The following is a 25,592-nucleotide window of genomic DNA, read 5'->3' as shown; positions in this document are numbered from 1 at the left end:
AGGCGTAGCGTTCCCGGCATGAGCATTGACTGGAAGCGCTGGACGCCCGTCGCCGTCGTCCCCGCGGTCGTCGTCGCCGCGGCCGTCGCCCTCCCCCTCTCGGCGAGCGCCGCGGGAGACCTCCCCGAGAAGTCCGCCGCCGACCTCCTCGCCTTCGTCGCCGAGAGCGACACCACGGCGTTCTCCGGCGAGATCCGGCAGACCTCGGACCTCGGCCTGCCCGACCTCTCGGCGCTCGGCGGCTCGGCCGGCTCGGCGTCCGCCGACCCCGCCGACTCCCTCGTCGAGCTCGCCACGGGCTCGCACCAGGCGCGCGTGTACGTCGACGCCGAGAAGGGCGCGCGCCTCCAGGTGCTCGACCGGCTGGCCGAGCGCGACGTCGTCGCCTCGACGACCGACGGAGTCTGGATCTACGACTCGAGCGCGAACACCGCCACCCACCTCGTGCCTCCCGCGGGCGGAGCCCCCGAGGCCTCGCCGGGCGATCAGGTCGTCACGCCGTCGTCCGCCGCCGAGCAGCTGCTCGCCGCGATCGACCCGACGACCACGGTCGCGGTCGGCTCGGACGTCAGCGTCGCCGGGCGCGACGCGTACGAGCTCGTGCTCACGCCCCGCGACGGCGGCACCCTCGTGGGCTCGGTGACCGTCTCGGTCGACGGCGAGACGGGCCTCCCGCTCGGAGTGGCGGTGACGGCCCGCGGGGGCACCGCGCCCGCGTTCAGCGTCGCGTACACGAGCATCGACTTCTCGACGCCCGACGCGTCCCTCTTCTCCTTCACGCCCCCGGCCGGCGCCGAGGTGACGGAGCAGGCCGCTCCGGTCGACGACGCGGCGGACGCCTCCGACGCGCCCGCCGCGGGCACGGCCGAGCACTCCGACGTCGCCACCACGGGCTCCGGCTGGACGAGCGTCGTCGAGCTGCCCGCCGGTGACGCCGACGCGCTCTCCTCGCTCGACGCGGTCACCACGCCGGTCGACGGCGGCCGCATCCTCTCCTCCGCCCTGCTGACCGTCCTCGTCACCGACGACGGACGCGTCCTCGCCGGAGCGGTCCCGGCCGAGACGCTCCGCGACGCGGCCTCCGCTCGGTGACGGCGGGCGAGCTCGCCGTCGAGACGCGGGGCCTCACCAAGCGCTTCGGGCGCCAGGAAGCGGTCTCCGGTCTCGACCTCGCCGTTCCCCGCGGCGCCGTCTTCGGCTTCCTCGGCCCGAACGGCTCGGGCAAGACCACGACGATCCGGATGCTGCTCGCCCTCGCCGCGCCGACCGCGGGCAGCATCACCGTCCTCGGGCAGGCCATGCCCCGGCGCGCGGCCGAGGTCCTGCCCCGAGTGGGGGCGCTGGTCGAGGGGCCGGGCTTCTACCCGTTCCTCTCCGGAGCGGCCAACCTCCGGCGCTTCGACGCCGCGGAGGCGGGCACCTCGTCCCGCACCCGCGACGCCCGCGCGAAGGAGGCCCTCGCCCGCGTCGGCCTCTCGGCCGCGGCGCGCAAGAAGGTCGGCTCCTACTCCCTGGGCATGAAGCAGCGGCTCGGCATCGCGGTCGCCCTCCTCTCGCCGCGCGACCTGATCGTGCTGGACGAGCCCACGAACGGCCTCGACCCGCAGGGCACCCGCGAGGTCCGCGCCCTTGTGCGCGGACTGAACCAGGACGGCACGACCGTCCTCGTCTCCAGCCACCTCCTCGCCGAGATCGAGCAGCTCTGCACCCACGCCGCCGTCATGCGCACAGGGCGCCTCGTCGCCCAGGGCGGGCTGGACGAGCTGCGCGGGGACGCCGCCTCGGTCGAGCTGCTGACGCCCGACCGCGAGCGCGCGATCGTGGCCCTGCACACCCGGGGTCTGGAGCCGCGCACCGCGCCGGGCCCGCACCCCGCCGATCCGCCGCTGGTCGTCGCCGCTCTGCCGCCCGGGCTCGCGGCCGAGGCGCTGGTCGCCGACCTCGTGCGGGCCGACGTCCGCGTCCGCGGGTTCTCCGTCCGCCGCCCCTCGCTCGAGGAGCGCTTCGTCGAGCTGACCGGGGAGGGCTTCGATGTCGAGCGCTGACGCGACCGTCCGCCGCGCAGGGATCGGGTCCCTGCTCGCCTCCGAGCTCGCCCTGCTCTTCCGCCGGCGCCGCACCTGGGCGCTGCTCGCGGCCCTGGCCGCCATCCCGATCCTGCTCGCCGTCGCAGTGCGGCTCTCGGGCGGGGACGGAGGCGGGCCCTCTTTCGTGGGCGCGATCGCCGGCAACGGCCTCTTCACCGGCTTCGCGGCCATCACGGTCGCCGTCCCGCTGTTCCTCCCGCTCACGGTCGGGGTCGTTGCCGGCGACGCGATCGCGGGCGAGGCCTCGCTCGGGACGCTGCGCTACCTGCTGGTCAGCCCCGTCGGCCGCGTGCGGCTGCTCGCGGTGAAGTTCGCCGCCTCCCTCGCCTTCTGCCTCGCCGCAGCACTCACCGTCATGGTGGTCGGGATCCTGATCGGCCTGGCACTCTTCCCGGCGGGACCGGTGACGCTGCTCTCCGGCAGCACCGTCCCGCTCGGCGACGCGATCGGCCGGGCCCTGGCGATCGCCGTGTACGCGGCGCTCTCGCTGGTCGGGCTCTCGGCGATCGGCCTCTTCATCTCGACGCTGACCGATGTGCCGGTCGGCGCCATGGCGGCCACCGTCGTCGTCTCCATCGCGGCGCAGATCGTCGGCTCGCTCTCGCAGCTGGACGCCCTCCACCCGTTCCTGCTGACCGACCGGTGGTTCGACTTTGCCGACCTCCTGCGCGACCCGATCGCGTGGAGCTCCTTCGGCGAGAACGCGCTGCTCCAGCTCGCCTACGTCGCCGTGTTCGGGTCGCTCGCGATCGGCCGCTTCACCACCCGCGACATCCTCTCCTGATCCTGGGACGACGGAGGCCGCCCTCCCGCACTGCGGTGGGGGCGGCCTCCGATGTCGACGGGGTCAGTCCTGGGGAGCGATCCCGAAGCTGATGGAGCCGCCCTCGTCCACCTGCGCGTCGAGGACCTTGTCGCCGAGAGCGACGGAGGCGGCGACGTCGAGGAACACGCGCGCTCCGTCCTGCTCCACGACGGCGTCCGTCGTCTCGGGGGCCGCGGCGACCGCGACAGCGAAGTTGCGGGCGTCGAGATCGGTGCCGCTGATGCGCAGGCCTCCCTCGACGGGGGTCTCGGTCTGCCCGGTGATGGTCTTGACGACGGTGCTGGCGTTGTCGGTGAGCGTGAGCATCGGGTCGTTCCTTCCGTCCGTGGTCGATGAGGGGGCCACGTTGCCGGGATCCGGCGGCACCCTCAAGGCGGCGGAGCGGATATGGAGGGGATGCACACCTGGACGGTCCGGGGAGTCACGGCGCTCGCCGGAGCCTCGCCGGGCCGGGGGCGCCGCATCGCCTGCCACACTGGCCGGATGCATCCCGCCGACTCCTGCCCCTGCGGAAGCCGCCGCCACTACGCCGACTGCTGCCGCCCCGCCCACCTCGGCGAGGAGCCCTCGCCGACGGCGGAGCGCCTGATGCGCAGCCGCTACAGCGCGAACGTCCTCGGCAGCGCCCCCTACCTGCTCGCGAGCTGGCACCCCTCGACCCGGCCGCGCCGCATCGACCTCGATCCCGACGTCCAGTGGCGCCGGCTCCAGATCGTCGACATCTCGTTCGGCGGGGAGGGCGACGAGGAGGGCCTGGTCGAGTTCCGCGCCTCCTACCGCTCGCCCGCCGGCCCCGGCCTCGTACACGAGCGCAGCCGCTTCCTGCGCGAGGACGGGCGCTGGCTCTACGTCGACGGCGAGATGCTCGGCGACGAGGCCTGATCCGTCCGGGCCGTCCTACTCTGGAGGCATGGCCAAGGACTTCCGCCGGGCGGACGACGCGTCGCGCTACGAGCTCCACCTCGACGGCGCCCTGGTGGGCGTCCTCGACTACCGCGAGGCGCCCGGCAGCGTCTCCCTCGTCCGCTCCTTCACGACCCCGCCCTTCCGCGGCCGCGGGCTCGCAGGGGAGCTCGTCTCCTTCGCCGTCGACGACATCGAGGCCGCCGGCGGGCGGAGCGTCGTGCCGATGTGCTGGTACGTCGGGCAGTGGTTCGAGCAGCACCCCGAGAAGGCGCACCTCCTCGCTCCCTCCTGAGCCGCTCGCTCACTCGCGGACCGCGGGCTCCACTCCGGCCAGGTCCGGGCCGAGGCCGATGTCGACCAGGCGCAGACGGCCCGCGTAGGAGTCGCCCGGAGGCAGCAGCAGACCGGCCTTGATCGCGCCGAAGGCGACCGTCACATCGGCGTGCAGCACGGTGGGATCGGGGACCGACCCGTCGTCGGGATGGATTCCGCTCGGCAGGTCGACCGCGACGACCACCGGGCGCTCGGCCCGCCGCTCCAGCGCGTCGAGCACCGCCTCGACGACGACGCGCGGCCGCCCCCGCAGCGCGGGCTCCGTCGCTCCGATGCCGAGGATCCCGTCGACCAGGACATCCGCCCGCGCCACCGCCGCGGCGAGGCCGGGCGCGTCGTCGGCCGGCACCTGCCCGCAGCCCTCGTCGAGCGCCACGGCGAGGCCCCGGCGGTGCACCCGCTCGGCCGTGAGGACGAGGACGACGTCGGTTCCGGAGGAGGAGAGCTCGGCGGCCGCGTAGAGCGCGTCACCGCCGTTGTCGCCCGGACCGACCAGGACGAGCACCGAGCCCGGACGGGAGCGGTCGGAGCGCCCGGCGAGCACGAGGCGAAGCTCGCGGGCGAGGCCGTCGGCGGCGCGCTGCATCAGCGGCTCCCGCCGGGCCAGGTGCGGAGCCTCGGCGGCCCGCACCTGCGCGGACGTGTATCCCTCGACCATGCGCTCCACTGTGCGCGCGGCGCTGCGGGCGTGCAACCCCGTCAGCTCTCCTGGACCGCCCGGTCCGACTCCTCGACGATCGCCCGCATCGCGGCCTCCGCAGCGTCCGCGTCGCCCGAGGCGACGGCGGCGGCCACCGCCCGGTGCAGCCGCACCGCGGTGGAGTCGGCCTCGCGCGGCATGAGCGCATTGCGGGTGCGGCCGGCGAGGACCTCGGCGACCAGATCGCCCAGATGCGCGAGCATCCGGTTGCCGGACGCGGCCAGGAGGGAGCGGTGGAAGGCGGTGTCGGCGGCGAGGTAGGCGGACTGGTCGGCTGCGCGGGAGTGGGTGGAGAGGGCGTCGCCCGCCTCCGTGAGCGTCCGCCGCTGCTCCTCGGTCGCGTTCGCCGCGGCGAGCCGGGCCGCGAGCGGCTCCACCCCGAGGCGGAGCTCGCTGAGCTGGTGCAGCTGGCGCCGCCGGTCCGGGCCGTCCAGTCCCCATGCGACGACCCGCGTGTCCAGGGCGTTCCAGCACTCCGGAGGCTGGACCCGCGTCCCCGCGCGGCGGCGGGACGTCACGAGCCCGAGCGTCTCGAGGACGCGCACCGCCTCCCGCATCACCGAGCGGGAGACCCCGCGCCGCTCCGCACGCTCGTCGGCGCTGAAGGTGGTGCCCGGCGCGAGCTCGCCGCGCACGATCTGCGAGCCGAGCTCGTCCAGCACCGAGTGGTGCAGCGAGGGCGTCGGCGCGGGCATGCGGTCATCCTGCCATCGCCGGAGTCGCGCCCCGGCCGATCTTCAGGCATGATCGGGACACACGCAGGTTATGTCGGACAAAAGCCGGCCGCTGGCCGTCGGCTCGACCAAGGACGCTCATGACACCGACCCTCCTCCCCGCCCTCCGCGCCGCCGCCGGGGACGCGCCGGCCACCACCGCCGGGCAGGGGCAGCTGATCCTCGCCGCCGTCGTCGGCATCGCCGTGATCGTCGTGCTGATCACCTGGCTGAAGCTGCACCCCTTCGTCTCCCTGCTGATCGGAGCGCTGACGACGGGCCTGATCGCGGGGCTGGCGGCGGCGGACGCGGTCGCCAGCTTCGCGCTGGGGTTCGGCAACACCATGGGCGGCGTCGGCATCCTCATCGGCCTCGGCGCGATGTACGGCAAGCTCCTCGCCGACTCGGGCGGCGCGGACCGCATCGTGGACACCCTCATCGCCCGCTCGAGCACTCGCGCGCTGCCCTGGATGATGGGCTTCGTCGGCGCGCTGATCGGGCTGCCGATATTCTTCGAGGTCGGGCTCGTGCTGCTGATCCCGGTCGTGATCCTGGTCGCCCGCCGGAGCGGTCTGCCGCTGATGAAGGTGGCGATCCCGACGCTCGCCGGCCTCTCGGTGATGCACGGCCTCGTCCCGCCCCACCCCGGACCGCTGGTCGCGATCGACGCGCTCGGCGCGAACCTCGGCGTGACCCTCGCGTTCGGCGTCCTGGTCGCGATCCCCACCGTCGTCGTCGCCGGCCCGCTCTTCGGCCGGGTCGCCGCCCGCTGGGCGCCGGTGGAGACGCCGCCGCTCTTCGGCGAGGGCGCGGGCGAGACGCGCGAGCACCGCCCGGGCTTCGCCGCCGCCGTCGCGAGCATCCTGCTGCCGGTCGTGCTGATGCTGGGCAAGGCGATCGCCGACATCGCGGCCCCGGGCTCCACGGACGCCTGGAAGGGCGCCCTCGACTTCCTCGGCACGCCGACCATCGCGCTGGGGATCGCGCTCCTGGCCGGTCTGGTCCTGCTCGGCCGCGGCGGCCGGATGAACCGCACCGAGCTGCAGGCCTCGCTCTCGAGCTCGCTGCCGCCGATCGCGGGCATCCTGCTCATCGTCGGCGCGGGCGGCGGTTTCAAGCAGGTCCTCGTCGACACCGGGATCGGCGGGGTGGTCGCCCAGCTCGCGGAGGGGAGCGGCGCCTCGGCGCTGCTGCTCGCCTGGCTCGTGGCCGTCGTGATCCGCGTCGCCACCGGCTCCGCGACCGTCGCCACCGTGACCGCCGCAGGGATCCTCCAGCCGCTGACCGAGACCATGGACGGGCCGATGGTCGCCCTCATGGTGCTCGCGATCGGCGCCGGCTCGGTGTTCCTGTCGCACGTCAACGACGCCGGGTTCTGGCTGGTGAAGGAGTACCTCGGGCTCAGCATCGGCCAGACGCTCAAGACCTGGACCGTGATGGAGTGCCTGGTCTCGGTGACCGGGCTCGCCGGGGTCCTCCTGATCGGTCTCTTCGTAGGAGGTATCTGATGACCGCTCTTCCCACCGTCCCCGTCCGCGCCGTCGTCGTCATGGGCGTCTCCGGCAGCGGCAAGTCGACCGTCGCGTCGCTCCTGGCGCGCCGACTGGGCTGGCAGTTCCTCGAGGGGGACGACCTGCACCCGCAGGCGAATGTCGACAAGATGCACGCCGGCATCCCGCTGACCGACGAGGACCGGGCGCCCTGGCTGGCCGAGATCGCCCGCGTGGTGGACCAGCGGATCGCCGCGGGCGGCTCGGTCGTCGTGACCTGCTCGGCACTGCGCCGCCGCTACCGCGACGTCCTCCGCCGCGACGACCTCGTCTTCGCGCACCTCGCGGGATCGAGGGACCGGATCGCCGGGCGGCTCGCCTCGCGGGTCGGCCACTTCATGCCGACCACGCTGCTCGACTCGCAGTTCGAGGCGCTCGAGCCCCTCGGTGACGACGAGCTCCACGTCACGGTCGACGTGGGCGGCGCTCCGGAGGAGGAGATCGCCGAGATCCTCGGAGGGCTCGGTCTCGCGCCCGCGGGCGCCTAGAGCAGCAGCGACTCCACCGGCACGGCCGGAAGGTCGAAGGCCGCGGCGACGGCGGCGTTCGTCACCCGGCCGTCGTGGGTGCTCAGGCCGCGGGCGAGCGCCGGGTCGGCGGCCAGGGCGGCCCGCCACCCGCGGTCGGCCAGCGCGAGCGCGTAGGGGAGCGTCGCGTTGGTGAGCGCTCGGGTCGAGGTCTCGGGAACGGCGCCGGGCATGTTCGCGACGCAGTAGTAGACGCTCCGGTGCACGGGGAACACCGGGTCGTCGTGCGTGGTCGGACGCGAGCCCTCGAAGCAGCCGCCCTGGTCGATCGCGATGTCGACCAGCACCGAGCCCGGCTTCATCGTGGCGACCATCTCGTCGGTCACCAGCTTGGGCGCCTTGGCGCCCGGGATGAGGACGGATCCGATCACGAGGTCGGCGTCGGCCAGCTGCGCGGCGATCTCGTAGGCCGAGGAGGCGCGGGTCTGGATCGCGCCCTGGAAGCGGTTCTCGAGCTGCGCGAGGCGGGGGAGCGAGAGGTCGACGATCGTGACGTCGGCCCCCATGCCGAGGGCGTTCGCCGCGGCGTGCTCGCCGGCCGTGCCGCCGCCGATCACGACGACCTTCGCCTTCGGAGTGCCGGGGACCCCGCCGAGCAGCGTGCCCCGTCCGCCGACGGCGCTCATGAGGTGGTAGGCGCCGACCGTGATCGACAGGCGCCCGGCGACCTCGCTCATCGGCGAGAGCAGCGGCAGCCGCCGGTCGTCCAGCTGGACCGTCTCGTAGGCGATGGAGGTCGTCCCCGCCGCGAGCAGCGCATCGGTGCACGGGCGGGAGGCGGCGAGGTGGAGGTAGGTGAAGAGCACCTGGTCGCGGCGCATCCGCGGGTACTCGGCCTCGATCGGCTCCTTGACCTTGAGGACCAGCTCGGACTCGCCCCAGACCTCGTCGGGCCCGTCGACGACGAGGGCGCCGGCGCGGCGGAAGTCGTCGTCCGACACGCGCGAGCCCAGGCCCGCGCCGGCCTCGACGAGGACCTCGTGGCCGCGGCGCACCAGCTCGTGGACGCCGGCCGGAGTGGCGGCGACCCGGTTCTCGTTGTTCTTGATCTCGGTGGGGATCCCGACGCGCACGGCGGCTCCTTCGCTGCGGCCCGCGGGGCGGGCGGTGGGCGCCGATCCTGCACCGGCTCTGCCCCCATCGTGCGAAGATCGTGCCCGGAGCGGGGGAACTCCGCAGGATCGGTCGGAAGTAACCGCACGGGCCGAAGGTTCGTCGGCGGAGTGAGGGAGCGGGCGCATGCCACCGAAGGATCTGCACGACCTCGACGACCTGGATCCGGTCGATCGGACCCTGGTGCGCCTCCTCCGCGCCGACGCGCGGACGCCCAACAGCCGGCTCGCCGAGCGCGCCGGCATCGCCCCGTCGACCTGCGTCGCACGCGTCCGGGGCCTCGTCGAGCGCGGCGTCATCACCGGCTTCACCGCCGAGCTCGACCCGGCGGCGCTCGGCCTGACCCTGCAGGCGCTGATCAGCGTCAGCATCCGCGTCGGCCAGCGCCAGGCGATCACGCGCTTCGCGGAGGAGATCCGCGCGCTGCCCGAGGTGGTGCAGGTGTTCTTCCTCGGCGGCTCGGAGGACTTCATCATCCACGTCGCGGTCCGCGACTCCAGCGACGTGCGGGACTTCGTGGTCTCGAACCTCTCGGCGAACCCGGCGGTGGCCTCGACGCGCACGAGCCTGGTGTTCGACCACCACCGCAAGGGCCCGGCGGTCCCCGAGTAGCGCGGGCAGGCGCGGGTCCGAGCGGCCGCTCGGCCCGCGTCCGTCCCTCGGGGCTAGTGCGCCCCGGGGTTCACGTCGCCGCCCCCGCGCTGCATGAGGCCGGGGATGCGCTTGGCGAGCCCCGGGATCGCCTCGTCCGAGATCGAGATCCGCGTGTCGCGCAGGCGCTGGCGCAGCAGGGTCTCGACGTCCTCCTCCGGTCGCAGCTCGGCGTCGCCGGCGACCTGCAGCAGCACGCCGCGCAGCTTCTCGTCGAGCTGCGCGTCGTCGCTGCCGTGCTGGATCGGGTGGTCCTGGGATGCGTTCGTCATACCTCCATGCTGGCACCGGCGACCCCGTGCCGAGAGGACTTGCGCCGCGGCAGGATGGTCGCATGCCGTTCACCCGCGCCGAGCTCGCAGCGTTCCAGGACCGCACCGTCGAGGACCTGCTGGGCGACGACGTCCGGCTCCTCTTCGTCGGCATCAACCCGGGACTGTGGACCGCCGCCACCGGCGCGCACTTCGCCCACCCCGGCAACCGCTTCTACCCGGCGCTCGTCGCGGCCGGGATCCTCGAGCGCGCGCCGCGCGTGTCCGAGGGGATGAGCGCCGCGGACCGCGCGGAGCTCGTCTCCCGCGGCGTCGGCATCACCAATCTCGCCTCCCGGGCGACCGCCCGCGCCGACGAGCTGACCGCGGAGGAGCTGCGCGAGGGCGCTCAGCGGCTGGTCGCCACCGTGGAGCGGGTGCGGCCCCGGGCCGTCGCGGTCGTCGGCATCACCGCCTACCGGATCGCGTTCGGACGCCGCAGGGCGGTGCAGGGCAGGCAGGAGGAGGACGTGGCGGGCGCGCCGCTCTGGGTGCTGCCGAACCCGAGCGGTCTGAACGCGCACGACACCGTCGCCTCGCTCGGGCGCGCCTACCGCGAGCCGGCGCTCGAGGCGGGGATCGTCTCTTCCGACGCGCTCCTGCCCGGGGACGTCGGACCCCGCCCGCAGGAATAGCCGTCGACCCCCGGAGGTTGCAGAAGTCCATGAGTATGCATGAAGTCAAGTTCGGCGTCGACACGTTCGGCGACGTCACCGCCGGCCCCGACGGCGCCCCGCTGCCGCACGGCCAGGTCCTCCGCGACGTGGTCGAGGAGGGAGTCCTGGCCGACCGGGTCGGCATCGACTTCTTCGGGATCGGCGAGCACCACCGCGCCGACTTCGCCGTGAGCGCACCGGATGTCGTGCTCGCCGCCATCGCGGCCCGCACCGAGCGCATCCACCTCGGCTCCGCCGTGACGGTCCTCTCCTCGGACGACCCGGTGCGCGTCTACCAGCGCTTCGCCACCCTCGACGGACTCTCCGGCGGCCGGGCCGAGGTCATCCTCGGCCGCGGCTCCTTCACCGAGTCCTTCCCGCTCTTCGGCTACGACCTCGCGCAGTACGAGGTCCTCTTCGAGGAGAAGCTCGACCTCTTCCACGCTCTGATAAAGGGCGGCCCGGTCACCTGGCAGGGCACGACCCGCCCCGCGCTCACCGAGCAGAGCGTCTACCCGACCCTCGACAACGGCACTCTCCGCACCTGGATCGGCGTCGGCGGCAGCCCCGAGTCGGTCGTCCGCGCCGCCCGGTACGGCTTCCCGCTCGTCCTGGCGATCATCGGCGGCTCGCCGGCCCGCTTCCGCCCCTATGTCGACCTCTTCGGCCGCGCGCTCGACCAGCTCGAGCAGCCCCGCCTCCCGGTCGCCGTGCACTCGCCCGGCTTCGTCGCCGACACCGACGAGGAGGCGCGCGAGCTGTACTTCCCGCACCACAAGGCGATGATGGACGCCATCGGCCGCGAGCGCGGCTGGTCCCCGATGACCCGCGAGCGCTTCGAGGAGGAGGCCGGCCCCGACGGCGCCATCCACCTCGGCTCGCCCGAGACGGTCGCCCGGAAGATCGCGCGAACGGTCGAGGCCCTGGGCATCGACCGCTTCGACCTCAAGTACAGCGCCGGGACGCTGCCGCACCCGGCGATCATGCGCAACATCGAGCTCTACGGCACGCAGGTCATCCCGCGGGTGCGCGAGCTGCTCGCGCACTGACCCCCGCCGGGCGCCCGTTCCCCCGCTGGGCGCTCGGCGCGTTCCGAGCCGACGCGGTGCGCGCTCCCACCGGGCGCCCGGCCCGCGTCGATACACTCGGAACCCCCCGCCCCGACCCTTCCGGAAGCACATGCCCGACAGCCACGCCGCCCGCACCCCCTACGAGGTGCTGGGCGTCGCCGCCACCGCGTCCGACGACGAGCTCCGCCGGGCGTACCGGCTCCGCCTCCGCGAGACCCATCCGGACACGGGAGGCGACGCCGCGTCGTTCCACGCGGTGCAGCTCGCCTGGGAGCGGATCGGCAGCGCCTCCGCCCGCGGCGACTACGACCGAGGCGCTCCCGCCCCCGGGAGGTCCTCCCCGCAGTCGCCGTACACCGGCTCGCCGCGCCCGCAGACCGCCTCGGCCGTGCGCGCCCGCTCCTACGGTCACCCGGGAGGCGCGGCGCGCGAGTACTACCTGCGCCTGGTGCGCGAGTGGCTCGGCCGCGGCGTCGAGACCGAGGACCCCTTCGACCCGGCGATCGTCCGCTCCGCTCCTCGCGAGGTCCGCTCCTGGCTCGCGAAGGCTCAGGCCGAGGAGGCGACGGCCGCGCTCGTCGGCGCGCTCGGCATCGCCTACACGATCTGGAACGACGTCGCGGTCGGCGACGGCGGGCTCAAGATCGACCACCTCGTGCTCGGGCCGGCCGGCCTGCTCGCGCTGACCTCCGCCGACTGGGGCGACCCGGTCCGCCTGAGGAAGGGCGAGCTCGAGGGCCCCGGGATCGCCGAGGACGAGAAGCCGATCGCCTCGCTCGCGAAGGCCGCGCGCCGTCTCGGCCGCGAGCTGGGCGTCCGCTTCTCGACGAGCGTCGTGGTCGTGCCGGACGACGCGCTGGAGCAGCCGTTCGAGCAGGTCGAGCGCGGCCGGCACCAGGGCGCCGTCGTCATCCGCCGCTCGCTGCTGCCGCAGCTGCTGCGCTCCGGCACGGACGACCCGCGGCTCGGCGGGTACGGCGAGTCGTTCGAGGTCCGCACCCGCGTGCAGAACCGCATCCGCTTCGTCTGACACCGCGCTAGCCGCCGCTCGCGACCGGGGCAAGGGGTTAGCGCGCATCCGGCCCCCCGCCCACCATGGGACGTGCCCCCGGGCATCCCACGACGAGCGGAACGAGGACGGACCATGGTGCGATTCGGATACACCCTGATGACCGAGCAGAGCGGACCCAAGCAGCTGGTGGGCTACGCGGTCGACGCCGAGAGGCTCGGCTTCGAGTTCGCGGTCTCGAGCGACCACTACTCGCCGTGGCTGACCGAGCAGGGGCACGCCTCCTACGCCTGGACGCTGCTCGGAGCGGTCGCGCAGGCCACGTCGACCATCGACCTCACGACCTACGTCACCGCGCCGACCATCCGCTACCACCCGGCCGTGGTCGCGCAGAAGGCCGCGACGCTCGCGATCCTCTCCGACGACCGCTTCACGCTCGGCCTCGGCTCGGGCGAGAACCTCAACGAGCACGTCGTCGGCGAGGGCTGGCCCTCGGTCGCCGTGCGCCAGGACATGCTCGAGGAGGCCGTCCACCTCATCCGCGAGCTGCACACCGGCGAGCTGGTGACCTGGGAGGGCGAGTACTTCCGCGTCGACTCCGCCCGCATCTGGGACCTGCCGGACACGCCGGTCGAGATCGGCCTGGCGGTCTCGGGGGAGAAGTCGATCGCCCGCTTCGCGCCGATCGGCGACCACCTCATCACGACCGAGCCCGACGCCGAGCTGATCTCGCAGTGGTCCGCGGTCCGCGGTGCGGACGCCGCCCCCTCGCGCACGATCGGCCAGATCCCGATCTGCTGGGCGCCGGACAAGGAGCAGGGAGTGGCGCTGGCCCACGAGCAGTTCCGCTGGTTCGCCGGCGGCTGGGCGGTCAACTCCGATCTGCCGACCCCCGCCGGCTTCGCCGGAGCGAGCCAGTTCGTGCGCCCGGAGGACGTCGCCGAGCAGATCGCCTGCGGCCCCGACCTCGACGAGCTCGCCCAGAGCTTCGTGCCCTACATCGAGGCGGGCTTCACCGACATCGCCCTCGTCCAGGTCGGCGACGAGCTGCAGCAGCGGTTCCTCGACGAGGCGGCGGAGGGGCTCCTGGAGCGCCTGCGCGCGCTCGCCCCCTGAGGCCGCTGCCGGGTCGCGCGGTCAGAATCCGCGGAGGCGCTCGATGTCGCGCCGGTCGCGCTTCGTCGGGCGGCCCGCTCCGCGGTCACGGACGATCACGCCCGGCGCGGACTCCCGGGGTGGCGGCGGGGGTGTCCGGTCCTCCATGCACTCGGCGGCCACCGGCGCACCGACCCGCTTGACCACGAGTCCGCGGACGATCAGCTCCCGGTCGAAGCCGCCGATCCGGGCGCGGACCTCATCGCCCACCCGCACGGTCTGCGCCGCCTTGGCCCGCTCGCCGTTGACGCGGATGTGGCCGGCCCGAGCCGCGGTCGTCGCGGCGGAGCGCGTCTTGTAGATGCGCACCGCCCAGAGCCACGCGTCCACCCGCACGGCACCGGTCACCGGGATCTGCATCCCCCCAGTCTACGAACGGCGCCCGCTCGCCACCCACCCCGCGGTCCTACACTGGCCGCCGACAAGGAGGTTCCCATGAACCGAGACGACAGCATCTACACCGGAGCGGACGACGCGCTGCGGAGGGGCGACGACCGCATGGTCGCGGCGAACGACAGCTCCGGAGCCGGCGGAACCCGCGGCGACGTCGGCATGAGCACGACGAGCGGCGAGGGCACCGGGGTCCCCACCCGCGGCGCGCCTCCGCAGAGCGGATCCCCGTCCGAGCTGCGCCCCACCGGCTTCCCGCACGCGGGCCTGGAGTTCTCGCTCGTCCCGTCCGGGCACGAGGAGTGGCGGATCGAGCACCCGGGCGGTCGCACCGTCGGCGTCCTCGCCGTCATCTCGCACGCGGGCGAGGAGTCGGAGGCCGTGTTCGTCACGCGCCGCGTCGGCTCCGAGGACGCCGTGGCCGAGGGCACCGACTGGCGCGGCATCGTCTCGGCCGTGATCAACGACGAGGCGGCGGACGAGCGCGATCCGGTGCAGCTCGACCCCACCGTCGAGCACGTCCGCGGCGGACTGATCAGCCGCGGCCCCGCGGACGTCGACGGCCTCTCCTGAGCCCTCTCTCCTCCGGGACGCCGTCCGCGCTCGGCGCGGGGCGTCCCACGGGGGAGGATCGGAGTCTCAGCGGGCGAGCAGCGCGGCGTTGATCCGGGCCGAGAGGTCGGCGTCGACGCGGCGGTCGGTCCCGTCGACGGCGCGGACGGGAGCGGCGTTGCGCGCGCTCGAGACCAGCCACGCCGCGTCCGCCGCCTCCAGATCGCCCGAGCGCAGCGGACGCACCGCCGTCTCGAGGCCGAGGCCCGGCGCGAGCGCGAACAGGTCGGCCTGCGTGGTGCCGGGCAGCAGCCCGAGGCTCGGCGGAGGAGTCACGAGCTCCCCGCCCGTCAGCAGCACGAGGTTCGAGGTCGGCCCCTCGAGCAGGTAGCCGTCGCTCGACACGAACAGGGCGTCGTCGGCGCCGCGCCGGGCGGCCTCCCGCGCGGCCGCACGGTTCACCGCGTACGAGAGCGTCTTCGCGCCGGCGAGCAGCCAGGGGGACGTCGACTGCACGTCCGAGCGCAGCCCGCGGTCCAGGAGCACCACGCGCACGCCGTCGCGGCGGGCCGGGCCGAAGTCCGGGCTGGTCTGGACGAAGACGACGCCGGTGGGCCGCCCGCCGCCCTCGACGCCGCGGGTCAGGATCGTCTTCACCATCGCCTCGGCGACGGGCGGGTGCGCGGCCACCGCCGCTCCGATCGCCTCGAGCCAGGCGGGCCGGTCCGGCCGGGGCAGGTCGAGCATCCGGGCCGAGCGCTCGAAGCGGTCCAGGTGCGCGTCGAGCGCCTGGAGCCGTCCGTCGACCAGGTTGATCGTTTCGAACACGCCGTCGCCGCGGGTGAAGCCGAGGTCGGTGACGTCCAGATCGCCGCGCCCGCTCGGATCGATGCGGTGCGCGGGTCCTCCCGGCGAGTGCGCCTCGGCGTCGAGGGAGGGTCGGTCGAGGACGACGAGGGTCTCAGCGGGCATGGGCGGTGCGGTCCTTCCGGGAGCGGCGGCGGGGGGAGAAGCGGAGCAGCGCGATCGTCAGCAGGGCGCCGATCAGGGAGCCGCTGCCGTTCGAGACGAGGTCCTGCACGTCGGAGACGCGGGTCGGCAGCCACAGCAGCTGCGCTGTCTCGACGGCCGCCGACACGGCGAGCCCGATGACGGCGGCCCACAGGCGGCGACCCGCCGGCAACTGCGCGGCGATCAGCGCACCGAGCGGCACGAAGAGCAGCACGTTCGCGGTGAACTCCGCCACGTCGAAGTCGAACCAGCCGGTGAGCGGCGTGGAAGCGAGGAAGGCGATGATCCCGCGGATCAGCGCGTTGGGCTCCCCGGCCGGGTAGGGCGCGGGCGTCAGCGTGATCAGGGCGATCAGCGCGAGCCAGGCGAGCGTCGCGAGGCGGAGGGGTCTCGAGCGGCGCATCGTCCGATTCTGCCAGCCCGTCGGGGTCGGGTGCGGCGGGCGCGGTGTGGGAGGCTGGAGGGCATGACCAGCGAGGACCCCGGCGCGGACGCCGTGCTCCCGCGCCACCCCTTCGACGCGTCGCTCGGCGACGGCTGGGTCGAGATCGGCGACGGACGCCGCTTCTGGGGGCGCTTCGGCGCCGCCGGCCTCCTCCTGCGCGATCCGTCGGGACGCGTCCTGCTCCAGCACCGCGTCAGCTGGAGCCACTTCGGGGACACCTGGGGGCTGCCCGGCGGCGCCCGTCACCCCGAGGAGACGGCCTTCGAGGCGGCCCTCCGGGAGTCGGAGGAGGAGGCGGGCGTCCCCGCCGACCTGATCCGGCCCGTGCTCTCCAGCGTCGTCGTGATCGGACCGTGGAGCTACTCCACAGTCCTGGCCGAGTCCCGCGAGCACTTCACTCCCCGTATCAGCGACGCCGAGAGCACCGAGCTGCGCTGGGTCGCCCCAGACGAGGTCGACTCCCTGCCGCTGCACCCGGGCTTCGGAGCGGCCTGGCCGGGCCTGCGCGCGCTCGGCTCCTCGATCCCGGTGCTCGTCGTGGACGCCGCCAACGTGGTCGGCTCACGCCCCGACGGCTGGTGGCGCGACCGCGCCGGCGCCGCGGAGCGCCTCCTCGCCTCCCTGGCCCGCCTCGCGGAGGCCGGCGTCCCCGGCCGTCTCCTGGGGATCGACGCCGACACGGTCTGGCCGCGCATCGCCGTGGTGCTCGAGGGAGTGGCGCGCGCCGCACGTCCTGAGCCGGGCGCTCTCACGGAGCGGCTCACGGTCCACTCGGCCGACGGCTCTGGCGACGACGCGATCGTCGAGCTGGTCGGCGCGCTCGAGACCGCGGTCGTCGTGACGGCCGACCGGGGACTGGCCGCCCGCGTCGAGGCGCTCGGGGCCGCCGTGGTCGGTCCGCGCTCGCTGCTCGACCTCCTCGATTCCGCCCGGGAATAGGCCGCGGGGGCACCCGGTTGCATCCCCCATGGCTACGACTGCGATGACCCTCGACTCCCACGACCAGACGATCGCCGACGGCATCGTCCTCATCGACTTCTGGGCCGACTGGTGCGGCCCGTGCAAGCAGTTCGCTCCGGTCTTCGAGGCCACGAGCGAGAAGAACGCCGACATCACGTTCGCGAAGGTCGACACGGAGGACCAGCAGCAGCTCGCCGCGAGCTACGGCATCTCCTCCATCCCCACCCTCGTGGTGTACCGCGACGGGATCCCGCTGATGGCTCAGCCCGGCGCCCTGCCCGCCCCCGCGCTCGACAACCTGATCGAGCAGGTCCGCGGCCTCGACATGGTCGAGGTGCGCCGCCAGTACGAGGAGGCGAAGGCCGCTCAGGAGGCCGACGCCGCCCCGCAGGCCTGATCCGCCCGGCGCCTCGACCCGCTCCGCAGGCGGGAGGCGCCCGCAGACGCACGAGAACCCCCGGCAGCCGTGAGGCCGCCGGGGGTTCCGTCGTTCCGAGCCGGGATCAGCCGGTGTTCTGCAGCCCCGCCGCGACTCCGTTGACCGCGAGCAGGAGCAGCCGCTGGTTCTGCTCCGTCCCGGATCCGCCCGGGTCGGTGCGGAGCGCCTTCAGTGCGCGCAGCTGCAGGAGCGAGAGCGCGTTGACGTACGGGGTGCGCAGGCGCACGGCACGGCCGAGCACGCGGTGGCCCGTGAGCAGGCTCTCCTCGCCGGTGATCGAGAGCACCCACCGGCGGGTGAGCGCCATCTCGTCGAGCACGAGTCCGGCGAGGTCGTCGCGGGAGTCGAGGGCGAGGTACCGGCGGGCGATGCCCTCGTCGGTCTTCGCGAGCGACATCTCGACGTTGTCGACCATCGTCGTGAAAAGCGGCCAGGAGGCGTAGGCCTCGCGGAGCAGGTCGAGGTCGCCGACGGCCTCGAGCGCGCTGCCCAGCCCGAACCAGCCGGTCAGGTTGACGCGGGCCTGGGTCCAGGCGAAGACCCACGGGATCGCTCGCAGGTCCTCGAGCGACTCGACGGAGAGGCCGCGGCGGGCCGGACGCGAGCCGAGGGCGAGCAGGCCCACCTCCTCCTGCGGGGTGACCCGGGCGAACCACGGCGCGAAGCCGTCGGCCTTCACGAGCTCGAAGAAGCGGCGGCGCGACTCGCGGTCCATCGTCGCCGCCACCTCGGCGAAGCGCTCCGCGGCGCCCGCGTTGCGCTCGCCGACCGCGGGGGAGGAGGCGAGCAGCGTCGCTCCCGCCACCTGCTCGATGTGCCGGGTGGCGATGTCCGGGTTGCCGTAGCGGGCGAAGATGACCTCGCCCTGCTCCGTCAGCTTGAAGCGGCCGTCCACCGATCCGGGCGGCTGCGCGAGGACGGCCCGGTTGGCCGGCCCGCCGCCGCGGCCGAGCGCTCCGCCGCGCCCGTGGAACAGCGTGAGCACGATGCCCTCGTCGGCCGCCCACTGCGCGATGCGCGCCTGCGCGTCGTAGAGCGCGAGCGTCGCCGAGACCGGTCCGACGTCCTTCGACGAGTCGGAGTAGCCGAGCATCACCTCGAGCCGGTTGCCGGTGGCCGCGAGGCGCGCCTGCACCTGGGGGAGGCGGATCATCTCGGCGAGGATGTCGGTCGAGGCGTCGAGGTCGGCGAAGGTCTCGAAGAGCGGGACCGCGTCGATGATCGGCGGCTTGCCGTCGGTCGCCGCCTCGGCCAGTTCGAAGACCGTCCGCAGGTCGTCGGCCGACTGCGTGAAGGAGACGATGTACCGCCTCGCCGCGTCGGTGCCGAAGCGCTCCTGGACCTTCGCGATCGCCCGGAACACCGACAGGACCTCGAGGCCGCGCTCGTCGAGCTCCTCGCCGGCGCGGATCGCGGCGATCGTCTCGCGGTGCACCTTCGAGTGCTGGCGCACCTCGATCTCGGCGAGGTGGAAGCCGAAGGTCTCGAGCTGCCAGACGAAGTCCTGGAGGTCGCCGTAGGCGGCGCGGACGTCCTCGGCCTCGACCAGGGACTCCTGGAGGGTGCGCAGATCGGCCAGCAGCTCGGCGGCGGCGGAGTAGGCCAGCGGCCCCTCGGACCGGGTCGCGGCCAGGCGCTCGGCCGCGAAGAGCAGGACGCGGCGGTGCGCCTCGTTGGGCGAGCGCTCGGCGATGTCGGCGGCGAGCTCGGGAGCCCGCTCGACGCAGGAGGCCCAGAGCGCCTCGACGGCGGCCGACGGGGGAGTGGTCGACGCGTCGAGGGTCAGCGCGCGGCCCACGCGGCGGGCGACCCGCTCGAGGCCCATGAGGACGTGCTCGGAGGCGATGTCCACCGCAGCGAGGGTCGTCTCGGCGGTGACGAAGGGATTGCCGTCGCGGTCGCCGCCGATCCAGGTGCCCAGGCGGACGAAGGCCGGTGCGACCGGAGCCCGGGTGCCCGAGCCCTCGCCGAGCAGAGCGTCGTCGAGGCGGCGGTAGACGCGGGGGAGCACCGAGAACAGCGACTCGTCGAAGACGCTCATCGCGGTGCGCACCTCGTCGAGGGGAGTGGGCTTGGACTCGCGCAGCGGAGCGGTGCGCCACAGCGTGTCGACCTCGGCCAGCAGCTTGCGGCGGATCTCCACCAGCACGACGCCGCCCATGCGCGGGTCGTCGCGCTGCTCGAGCAGGTCGCTGATGCGGCGGATGGTCGAGGCCACTGCGCGGCGGCGCGCCTCGGTCGGGTGCGCCGTGAGGACCGGGCGGAACTCCAGTCGGGACAGGCGCGCGAACGCCTCGTCCTCCCCGAGCTCCCCGGTCAGCCGGCGCATCGAGGCGAGGATCGAGTCCTCGGGCGACTGCGCGCCGGCGTCGGCCTCGCGCCGGCGCAGCACGCGGACGCGGTGGAACTCCTCCGCCACGTTGACGAGGTGGAAGTAGCAGGTGAACGCCCGGGCGACCTCCTCGGCGCGCTCGAGCGTGAGCGAGGCGACGAACTCCTCCGCCTCCGCGGTCCCGGCGGCGTCGCCGCTGTCGTAGGCGCTGATCGTGAGCGCGCGCAGGCGCTCCACGTCCTCGTAGAGGGAGGGCTCGCCCGACTCGCGGAGCACCTGGCCGAGCAGCTCGCCCAGCAGGTGGACGTCGGCGCGGATCCTCTCGTCGAGCGGAGGCGCGGTCGTCCCGTCGGCGGAGGAGGGGGCGGTGGCGGAGGCGGGTGCTGCGGTCGCGGCGGACGCGTCGGAGAACGGATGCACGGGAGAGACCTTAGCGGCGGTGCGTATCGAGCACATGACGCCTGCGTCACGATCCGAACTGGAATGATCGAGGGGTGACCGTGACAACCGCACCCCCCGCTCCCGCCGTCCAGACCGAGCAGGCGGCACCCCATGTCGTCGTGCTGTTCGGCGCCGTCGGCGACCTGGCCCGGCGCAAGCTCATCCCGGGGATGGCCCACCTCGCGCTCTCCTCCCTCGCACCGGACCTGCAGATCGTCGGCACCTCGCTCGAGGAGCACGACGACGCCTCGTTCCGCGCCTTCGCGAAGCTGGCCTACGACGAGTTCGGGAGCCGCTCCCTGACGCCGGCGCAGTGGGACGAGTTCGCGTCCAAGCTCCGCTACGTCCCGCAGTCCGCCGGTCCGGCCGCGCTGGCCGCCGCCGTGACCGACGCCGAGGCGGTCCTCGGCCCGGACGTGAGCCGGCTGCACTACCTCAGCGTCCCGCCCAGGGCAGCTCTCTCCGTCGTGCGGATGCTCGCCGAGGCCGGGCTGGTCGAGCGCTCGCGGATCATCATGGAGAAGCCGTTCGGCGTCGACCTCGAGAGCGCGGTCGTCCTCAACGCGGAGCTCCACGAGACCTTCAGCGAGGAGCAGATCTTCCGGATCGACCACTTCCTCGGCAAGGAGCCGGCGCAGAACATCCTCGCCTTCCGCTTCGCCAACGGCCTCTTCGAGCCCATCTGGAACCGCAACTTCATCGATCACGTCCAGATCGACATCCCCGAGCGCCTCACGCTCGACCGTCGCGCCGAGTTCTACGAGTCCACCGGCGCGTACAAGGACATGGTCGTCACCCACCTCTTCCAGGTGCTGGCGTTCATGGCGATGGAGCCGCCGACCGCGCTGGAGCCCCAGGCCATCAGCGAGGAGAAGAACAAGGTCTTCCGCTCGATGCGTCCGCTGAACCCCGAGAACGTGGTGCGCGGCCAGTACATCGGCTACCGCGACGAGCCGGGCGTCGCCGCCGACTCCGAGACCGACACCTTCGTCGCGCTGAAGTGCGAGATCGACAACTGGCGCTGGGCGGGAGTGCCGTTCTACCTCCGCACCGGCAAGCGGATGGCCGAGGGTCAGCGCATCATCTCGATCGCGTTCCGCGAGCCCCCGAAGAGCATGTTCCCGCAGGGCTCCGGAGTCGGTGCCCACGGCCCGGACCACCTCACCTTCGACCTGGCGGACGCCTCGAAGGTCTCGCTCTCGTTCTACGGGAAGCGCCCCGGTCCCGGCATGCGGCTCGACAAGCTGAGCATGCAGTTCGCGCTCCAGGAGACCGACCGCGCGGGCGACGCGCTCGAGGCCTACGAGCGCCTGATCCTCGACGCGATGCGCGGAGACCACACGCTGTTCACCACCGCGGAGGGCATCGAGCGGCTCTGGGAGGTCTCCGCGCCCCTCCTGCAGGATCCGCCGCCCGTCCGTCTCTACGCGCCCGGCTCCTGGGGGCCGAACGCCATCCACCAGCTGATCGCGCCGCACGCCTGGCGCCTGCCGTTCGAGCGGGTCTGGCGCGACAAGCGCTGACCACGCCGCCGTGCGCCCCGCCTAGGCTGGGCGCATGGCGCGCACCGGTGAGGACCGGATCTGGACGGTCCCGAACGTCCTCAGCATGGTGCGCCTCGCCCTGGTGCCGGTGTTCCTCGTGCTCGTGGTCCTCGGTGAGGACGCGCTCGCGCTCCTGACCCTCGTGGTCTCGAGCCTCACCGACTACCTCGACGGCTGGATCGCGCGCCGCTTCGACCAGATGACGCGCCTCGGACGCGTCCTCGATCCGGCCGCCGACCGGCTCTACATCTTCGCCACCGTCCTGGGCCTCGCGGCCCGCGGACTGGTGCCCTGGTGGCTGGTCGCCGTGCTGCTCGCCCGCGACCTGATGCTCGTGGTCCTGGCGGTCGTCCTGGCGAACAACGGCTACGGACCGCTTCCCGTGCACCACCTGGGGAAATTCGCGACCTTCTGCCTCTTCTACGCGCTCCCGCTGATCATGCTGGGGCAGGCGTTCCCGGCCCTCGCGCCCGCCTCGCTCCCCATCGCCTGGGCCTTCGCGCTGTGGGGCGCATTCCTCTACTGGTGGGCCGGGATCGTCTACGCCGTCCAGACGCGGGACCTCGTCCTGGGGGTCCGCACAGGTGCTCAGGGGTCCGACGAGGGTCACGATTCGGATACGCTGACCTGATAGGAGGTACGTCTTGGTCGAGCCCGTCGGTGGAGCATCATCCGCCCAGCACAATTCCGTTCCCGGTGAGCCGTCGACGGAGACGACTCTGACGTTCACCGACGACATCGGTGCCCAGCTCGCCGCTCTCGACAACCGCGCGTCCCGCGAGGAGGCCGAGGCCGTCGGGGCTCTGCCCTCGGGATCCGCGCTGCTGGTCGTGCGCCGCGGACCGAACACCGGCGCCCGCTTCCTCCTCGACACCGACTCCACGACGGTCGGCCGTCACCCCGACGCGGGCATCTTCCTCGACGACGTCACGGTCTCGCGCCGGCACGCCGAGTTCGTCCGCCGCGGCACGGCGTTCGAGGTCCACGACCTCGGCTCCCTGAACGGCACCTACTTCGACGGGGTCCGGATCGAGTCCGCGATCCTCACCGACGGCTCCGAGGTGCAGGTCGGCAAGTTCCGACTCACCTTCTACGCGTCCCGCGCCGACCTCGTCGCCGCTCCGGACGCGTGAGCCGTGGGCCGCTCCTCCGCGCGCGCCCTCCCCACCGGCTCCGCCGCTCTGCTGAGCATCGGGCAGGTGCTGGCCAGGCTGACCAGTGAGTTCCCGGACGTCACCCCGTCCAAGCTGCGCTTCCTCGAGGAGCAGGGGCTCGTCTCGCCGGCCCGCACCGACTCCGGCTACCGCAAGTTCTCGGGCTCCGACGTCGAGCGGCTCCGGATGATCCTCGCTCTGCAGCGCGACCACTACCTCCCCCTCAAGGTCATCCGCGGATACCTCGACGACATCGACGCCGGACGCGAGCCCGCCCTGCCGGCCGGTGTCGGGGGTCCGAGCGCCTCGCTCCTCGGCCCCGCCACGCGGTTGACCCGCGAGGGCCTCGCGGCCGAGTCCGGTGCCACGCCCGCTCTCGTCCAGGAGGCCATCGCCGCCGGGCTCGTGCGGGGCGGCGACGTGTTCGGGGACGAGGCCGTGACGACGCTCAAGGCGCTCGTCGACCTCGGCCGATCCGGTATCGAGCCCCGCCATCTCCGACCGCTCCGCGTCGCCGTCGAGCGCGAGATGTCGCTCATCGAGAGCGTCGTCGCCTCCAGCGCCCGCCGCGGAGAGGCGTCCGGCTCCGCCGGCGCTGCCGAGAACGCGGTGGGGCTCGCGACCCAGCTGGGCACGATCCGCGGGGCGATGGTGCGCAGCGCCCTCTCGCGGATCGCCCGCTCGTGAGGGCCGCGCCGCCGGCCGTCGGGCGGCCCGTGCGACACGCCGCGGCGCCGAGGCCGATGTCGTTTACTCGGCCTGCGCCGGTCGGTACGGTAGGGAGCGCGTTCGGAGGATCCGGCGTCCGGATCCGAGAGGCACAGGGATGAGAGAAGTCAGCCGCGACGTCAGCGGCCAGCGCGACCTCGTCCTGTTCACCGACGGACTGCCCGAGCTCGACGCCGACGCGGGCTACCGCGGGGCCGTCGCGGCGCGCGCCGCGGGGATCACCTACCGGCAGCTCGACTACTGGGCGCGGACCGAGCTCGTCGAGCCCACCGTGCGCGGCGCGTCCGGCTCCGGAACGCAGCGCCTCTACGGCTTCCGCGACATCCTCGTGCTGAAGCTGGTCAAGCGCCTGCTCGACACCGGGATCTCGCTCCAGCAGATCCGCACGGCGGTCAACCAGCTCCGCGAGTCCGGGGTCGACGACCTCGCGCAGACGACCCTGATGAGCGACGGCGCGAGCGTCTACCTCTGCACCTCGAACGACGAGGTCATCGACCTGCTCAGCCGCGGCCAGGGCGTCTTCGGCATCGCCGTCGGCAAGGTCCTCCGCGAAGTCGAGTCGAGCCTCGTCGAGCTCGACCATCAGTCGGTCGACCCGGGCGACGAGCTCGCCCAGCGCCGCGCCTCCCGCCGCGTCGGCTGACCGCCCACCCCTCGCGGGTCGGCCGCGGCCCCGGGGACTCCGGGGTCTCCTCCGCGCGCTCAGCTGATCAGGAGCGGACCTGCCTGCAGCCGTGCTGAGCGGGCAACGGGCGGCACCCGAGTCTCACCGAGCTGGTCGAATGGCGGGCCCCGCCCGCGTGATCCGTCCGCCGGACGCGAGCTCCCCGCCGATCACGCCCGCTAGCATGCGGGTCCGATGACGGGCTCCGTCCGTGTCCCGCCCTGCGGATCCGACGATGGGCTCCGCCCGCGCATCGAGAGCCCGCGCTGAACTCCGACGCCGAGCGTCCGCCGGCGCCGTCCCTGGCACTCCTCGGGCACCGAGCATCGCCCGCGTCCCGAGACCTCGAGCCGGAGGAGTCCGGCGGACCCGCCGGCCCTAGGTCGCGGCGGGGACCTGCTCGCCGATGCGACCGGTGCGGATCACGCGGTCGAGCAGCAGGTCGAAGTTGTGCGCCATCTCCTGAGCGCTCTCCCCGGGCCAGACGTGCACGGGCTTCGCCGCGCCCTGCGCCTGCTGGAGGGAGGTGCGCTCCGGGAGCTGCGGGCTGAGCACGAGCGGTCCGAACATGTCGCGCAGCTCCTTGATCCGGAACTGGTGCTCCAGCGACTGGACGCGGGCGCGGTTGACGATGATGCCCAGCGGCTGGAGGCGCGGGCTGAGTCCGCGGCGGATCTCCTCGATCGCCCGGAGCGCCCGGTCGGCGGCGGCCACCGAGAACAGGCCCGGCTCCGTGACGACGGCGACGCGGTCGCTCGCGGCCCAGGCCGTGCGGGTCAGGGCGTTGAGCGAGGGGGCGCAGTCGATCAGCACGAGGTCGTAGTCGGCCTCGACGCTCGCGAGGGCCTCCTCGAGCTTCCAGATGTCGCGGATGCTGGGGTGCGGCCCGTCGAAGTTGATCGCGGAGGGGCTGCCGATCAGCACGTCGATCGTGCCGTGGTGCTCCTTGGTCCAGCCGGAGGGGGCGATCGCCGAGCGGACGATCTTCTCCTTCGGCGACGTCAGGACGTCGGCGATGTTGAGGTGGCCGGCGACGTTGATGTCCATTCCGGTCGACACGTCGGACTGGGGATCGAGGTCGACGACCAGCGTTCGCAGGCCCTTCGAGAACGCCGCGGATGCAAGGCCGAGCGTCACCGTGGTCTTGCCGACGCCGCCCTTGAGGGAGCTCACGCTGAGTACATGCATGGCTGACTACTTTACGTTCCTCCGGGCGGCAGAACCTAACCGTTCGCTGCACGCGCCGTCCGCGCCGCCTCCGGAAGCGGGCCGCACTAGCAGTCGGAGCGCGCTCCGACCAAGCCGCCCGGCGCGATCCGGGCCC

30 protein-coding genes are annotated in these 25,592 nt (G+C 73.6%); 20 read left to right on the top strand and 10 right to left on the bottom strand.

Features of this window, described 5'->3' with window-relative positions; translation table 11 throughout:
- The first annotated feature begins 18 nt into the window (after window positions 1-18).
- The 3 genes from C5C37_RS09120 to C5C37_RS09110 are packed head-to-tail and all read left to right on the top strand — an operon-like array spanning window position 19 to window position 2,871.
- A complete protein-coding gene (locus C5C37_RS09120; RefSeq protein WP_104257305.1) occupies window positions 19-1,092 on the top strand; it encodes a DUF2092 domain-containing protein in 1,074 nt (357 codons plus the stop codon).
- Complete coding sequence (locus C5C37_RS09115; RefSeq protein WP_104257306.1) at window positions 1,089-2,045, top strand: ABC transporter ATP-binding protein; 957 nt, start codon at window positions 1,089-1,091, stop codon at window positions 2,043-2,045. Before C5C37_RS09120 ends, C5C37_RS09115 begins: the two co-directional genes overlap by 4 nt.
- The gene (locus tag C5C37_RS09110; RefSeq protein ID WP_104247161.1) at window positions 2,032-2,871 is read left to right on the top strand and encodes an ABC transporter permease; all 840 of its coding nucleotides are present in this window, start codon (window positions 2,032-2,034) and stop codon (window positions 2,869-2,871) included. The genes C5C37_RS09115 and C5C37_RS09110 overlap by 14 nt, the downstream gene beginning before the upstream one ends.
- 63 nt (window positions 2,872-2,934) lie before the next feature.
- Here C5C37_RS09110 and C5C37_RS09105 read toward each other — a convergent pair whose 3' ends face one another.
- Complete coding sequence (locus C5C37_RS09105; protein WP_104263029.1) at window positions 2,935-3,219, bottom strand: hypothetical protein; 285 nt, start codon at window positions 3,217-3,219, stop codon at window positions 2,935-2,937.
- Window positions 3,220-3,396: 177 nt separating this feature from the next.
- Here C5C37_RS09105 and C5C37_RS09100 point away from each other — a divergent pair, with 177 nt between their 5' ends.
- Together C5C37_RS09100 and C5C37_RS09095 are read left to right on the top strand one after the other, a co-directional pair.
- A complete protein-coding gene (locus tag C5C37_RS09100) occupies window positions 3,397-3,795 on the top strand; it encodes a YchJ family protein (protein WP_104233402.1) in 399 nt (132 codons plus the stop codon).
- Window positions 3,796-3,823: 28 nt separating this feature from the next.
- Window positions 3,824-4,111, top strand: coding sequence for a GNAT family N-acetyltransferase (locus C5C37_RS09095; RefSeq protein WP_104222554.1), 288 nt, complete (start codon window positions 3,824-3,826; stop codon window positions 4,109-4,111).
- Between the two features lie 9 nt (window positions 4,112-4,120).
- Here the strand turns inward: C5C37_RS09095 and C5C37_RS09090 are convergent, their stop codons facing one another.
- Together C5C37_RS09090 and C5C37_RS09085 are read right to left on the bottom strand one after the other, a co-directional pair.
- Window positions 4,121-4,810 carry an NAD(P)H-hydrate epimerase gene (locus C5C37_RS09090; protein WP_104338822.1) on the bottom strand — a complete coding sequence of 230 codons (690 nt, stop codon included), beginning with the start codon at window positions 4,808-4,810 and terminating at the stop codon, window positions 4,121-4,123.
- A 41-nt stretch (window positions 4,811-4,851) separates the two neighbouring features.
- Window positions 4,852-5,547, bottom strand: a complete 696-nt coding sequence (locus tag C5C37_RS09085) for a FadR/GntR family transcriptional regulator (RefSeq protein ID WP_104222556.1) — start codon at window positions 5,545-5,547, stop codon at window positions 4,852-4,854.
- Between the two features lie 119 nt (window positions 5,548-5,666).
- Between C5C37_RS09085 and C5C37_RS09080 the strand changes: the two genes are divergently transcribed.
- Together C5C37_RS09080 and C5C37_RS09075 are read left to right on the top strand one after the other, a co-directional pair.
- Complete coding sequence (locus C5C37_RS09080) at window positions 5,667-7,073, top strand: GntP family permease (RefSeq protein WP_104338821.1); 1,407 nt, start codon at window positions 5,667-5,669, stop codon at window positions 7,071-7,073.
- Window positions 7,073-7,603 carry a gluconokinase gene (locus C5C37_RS09075; RefSeq protein WP_104338820.1) on the top strand — a complete coding sequence of 177 codons (531 nt, stop codon included), beginning with the start codon at window positions 7,073-7,075 and terminating at the stop codon, window positions 7,601-7,603. Before C5C37_RS09080 ends, C5C37_RS09075 begins: the two co-directional genes overlap by 1 nt.
- On the opposite strand, the gene ald is transcribed toward C5C37_RS09075, so the two are convergent.
- Entirely contained in the window at window positions 7,600-8,715 is a 1,116-nt protein-coding gene (ald, locus tag C5C37_RS09070) for an alanine dehydrogenase (RefSeq protein WP_104338819.1), read from the bottom strand. The two genes, C5C37_RS09075 and ald, sit on opposite strands and share 4 nt — an antisense overlap.
- A gap of 166 nt (window positions 8,716-8,881) precedes the next feature.
- Here ald and C5C37_RS09065 point away from each other — a divergent pair, with 166 nt between their 5' ends.
- A complete protein-coding gene (locus C5C37_RS09065) occupies window positions 8,882-9,367 on the top strand; it encodes an Lrp/AsnC family transcriptional regulator (RefSeq protein WP_104222560.1) in 486 nt (161 codons plus the stop codon).
- A gap of 53 nt (window positions 9,368-9,420) precedes the next feature.
- On the opposite strand, the gene C5C37_RS09060 is transcribed toward C5C37_RS09065, so the two are convergent.
- Window positions 9,421-9,678, bottom strand: coding sequence for a hypothetical protein (locus C5C37_RS09060; protein WP_104222561.1), 258 nt, complete (start codon window positions 9,676-9,678; stop codon window positions 9,421-9,423).
- Between the two features lie 62 nt (window positions 9,679-9,740).
- On the opposite strand from C5C37_RS09060, the gene C5C37_RS09055 reads away from it, so the two are divergent.
- From C5C37_RS09055 to C5C37_RS09040, 4 genes are all read left to right on the top strand, one after another.
- The gene (locus C5C37_RS09055; protein WP_104222562.1) at window positions 9,741-10,352 is read left to right on the top strand and encodes a mismatch-specific DNA-glycosylase; all 612 of its coding nucleotides are present in this window, start codon (window positions 9,741-9,743) and stop codon (window positions 10,350-10,352) included.
- A 35-nt stretch (window positions 10,353-10,387) separates the two neighbouring features.
- Window positions 10,388-11,422 carry an LLM class flavin-dependent oxidoreductase gene (locus tag C5C37_RS09050; protein WP_104318951.1) on the top strand — a complete coding sequence of 345 codons (1,035 nt, stop codon included), beginning with the start codon at window positions 10,388-10,390 and terminating at the stop codon, window positions 11,420-11,422.
- A 130-nt stretch (window positions 11,423-11,552) separates the two neighbouring features.
- Window positions 11,553-12,473 carry a J domain-containing protein gene (locus tag C5C37_RS09045; RefSeq protein ID WP_104222564.1) on the top strand — a complete coding sequence of 307 codons (921 nt, stop codon included), beginning with the start codon at window positions 11,553-11,555 and terminating at the stop codon, window positions 12,471-12,473.
- Between the two features lie 114 nt (window positions 12,474-12,587).
- Window positions 12,588-13,568 carry a TIGR03557 family F420-dependent LLM class oxidoreductase gene (locus tag C5C37_RS09040; RefSeq protein ID WP_104288294.1) on the top strand — a complete coding sequence of 327 codons (981 nt, stop codon included), beginning with the start codon at window positions 12,588-12,590 and terminating at the stop codon, window positions 13,566-13,568.
- A gap of 21 nt (window positions 13,569-13,589) precedes the next feature.
- On the opposite strand, the gene C5C37_RS09035 is transcribed toward C5C37_RS09040, so the two are convergent.
- Window positions 13,590-13,967 (bottom strand): RNA-binding S4 domain-containing protein, encoded by a 378-nt coding sequence (locus tag C5C37_RS09035; RefSeq protein WP_181027140.1) that lies wholly within the window; start codon window positions 13,965-13,967, stop codon window positions 13,590-13,592.
- A gap of 75 nt (window positions 13,968-14,042) precedes the next feature.
- On the opposite strand from C5C37_RS09035, the gene C5C37_RS09030 reads away from it, so the two are divergent.
- The gene (locus C5C37_RS09030; RefSeq protein WP_104338818.1) at window positions 14,043-14,570 is read left to right on the top strand and encodes a hypothetical protein; all 528 of its coding nucleotides are present in this window, start codon (window positions 14,043-14,045) and stop codon (window positions 14,568-14,570) included.
- Between the two features lie 66 nt (window positions 14,571-14,636).
- Here C5C37_RS09030 and C5C37_RS09025 read toward each other — a convergent pair whose 3' ends face one another.
- A complete protein-coding gene (locus tag C5C37_RS09025) occupies window positions 14,637-15,521 on the bottom strand; it encodes an aminotransferase class IV (protein WP_104261325.1) in 885 nt (294 codons plus the stop codon).
- Window positions 15,511-15,963 (bottom strand): VanZ family protein, encoded by a 453-nt coding sequence (locus C5C37_RS09020; RefSeq protein ID WP_104222568.1) that lies wholly within the window; start codon window positions 15,961-15,963, stop codon window positions 15,511-15,513. Before C5C37_RS09020 ends, C5C37_RS09025 begins: the two co-directional genes overlap by 11 nt.
- A gap of 63 nt (window positions 15,964-16,026) precedes the next feature.
- Here C5C37_RS09020 and C5C37_RS09015 point away from each other — a divergent pair, with 63 nt between their 5' ends.
- Complete coding sequence (locus C5C37_RS09015) at window positions 16,027-16,944, top strand: NUDIX domain-containing protein (protein ID WP_104338817.1); 918 nt, start codon at window positions 16,027-16,029, stop codon at window positions 16,942-16,944.
- 28 nt (window positions 16,945-16,972) lie between these two features.
- Entirely contained in the window at window positions 16,973-17,362 is a 390-nt protein-coding gene (trxA, locus tag C5C37_RS09010) for a thioredoxin (protein WP_104315566.1), read from the top strand.
- Window positions 17,363-17,468: 106 nt separating this feature from the next.
- Here the strand turns inward: trxA and C5C37_RS09005 are convergent, their stop codons facing one another.
- Window positions 17,469-20,192, bottom strand: a complete 2,724-nt coding sequence (locus tag C5C37_RS09005) for a phosphoenolpyruvate carboxylase (protein WP_104338816.1) — start codon at window positions 20,190-20,192, stop codon at window positions 17,469-17,471.
- Between the two features lie 44 nt (window positions 20,193-20,236).
- On the opposite strand from C5C37_RS09005, the gene zwf reads away from it, so the two are divergent.
- The 5 genes from zwf (at window position 20,237) to C5C37_RS08980 (ending at window position 24,247) form a co-directional block, all read left to right on the top strand.
- Window positions 20,237-21,700, top strand: a complete 1,464-nt coding sequence (gene zwf / locus C5C37_RS09000) for a glucose-6-phosphate dehydrogenase (protein WP_104225448.1) — start codon at window positions 20,237-20,239, stop codon at window positions 21,698-21,700.
- A gap of 34 nt (window positions 21,701-21,734) precedes the next feature.
- Window positions 21,735-22,352 (top strand): CDP-alcohol phosphatidyltransferase family protein, encoded by a 618-nt coding sequence (locus C5C37_RS08995; RefSeq protein ID WP_104222572.1) that lies wholly within the window; start codon window positions 21,735-21,737, stop codon window positions 22,350-22,352.
- Window positions 22,353-22,365: 13 nt separating this feature from the next.
- Window positions 22,366-22,854 (top strand): FHA domain-containing protein, encoded by a 489-nt coding sequence (locus tag C5C37_RS08990; RefSeq protein ID WP_104222573.1) that lies wholly within the window; start codon window positions 22,366-22,368, stop codon window positions 22,852-22,854.
- A 3-nt stretch (window positions 22,855-22,857) separates the two neighbouring features.
- On the top strand, window positions 22,858-23,562 hold the full coding sequence (locus C5C37_RS08985; RefSeq protein WP_104222574.1) for a MerR family transcriptional regulator: 705 nt from the start codon (window positions 22,858-22,860) through the stop codon (window positions 23,560-23,562).
- A 139-nt stretch (window positions 23,563-23,701) separates the two neighbouring features.
- Window positions 23,702-24,247: a MerR family transcriptional regulator gene (locus C5C37_RS08980; RefSeq protein ID WP_104222575.1), complete on the top strand. Its 546-nt coding sequence runs from the start codon at window positions 23,702-23,704 to the stop codon at window positions 24,245-24,247.
- Between the two features lie 399 nt (window positions 24,248-24,646).
- On the opposite strand, the gene C5C37_RS08975 is transcribed toward C5C37_RS08980, so the two are convergent.
- Window positions 24,647-25,456 carry a ParA family protein gene (locus C5C37_RS08975; protein WP_104222576.1) on the bottom strand — a complete coding sequence of 270 codons (810 nt, stop codon included), beginning with the start codon at window positions 25,454-25,456 and terminating at the stop codon, window positions 24,647-24,649.
- Window positions 25,457-25,592: the final 136 nt, after the last annotated feature.

The organism is Rathayibacter sp. AY1F9 (assembly GCF_002932155.1).
Classification (GTDB): domain Bacteria; phylum Actinomycetota; class Actinomycetes; order Actinomycetales; family Microbacteriaceae; genus Rathayibacter.
Note: the sequence above shows the minus strand (reverse complement) of the source record. Positions and strands in the feature narration are given on the sequence as shown.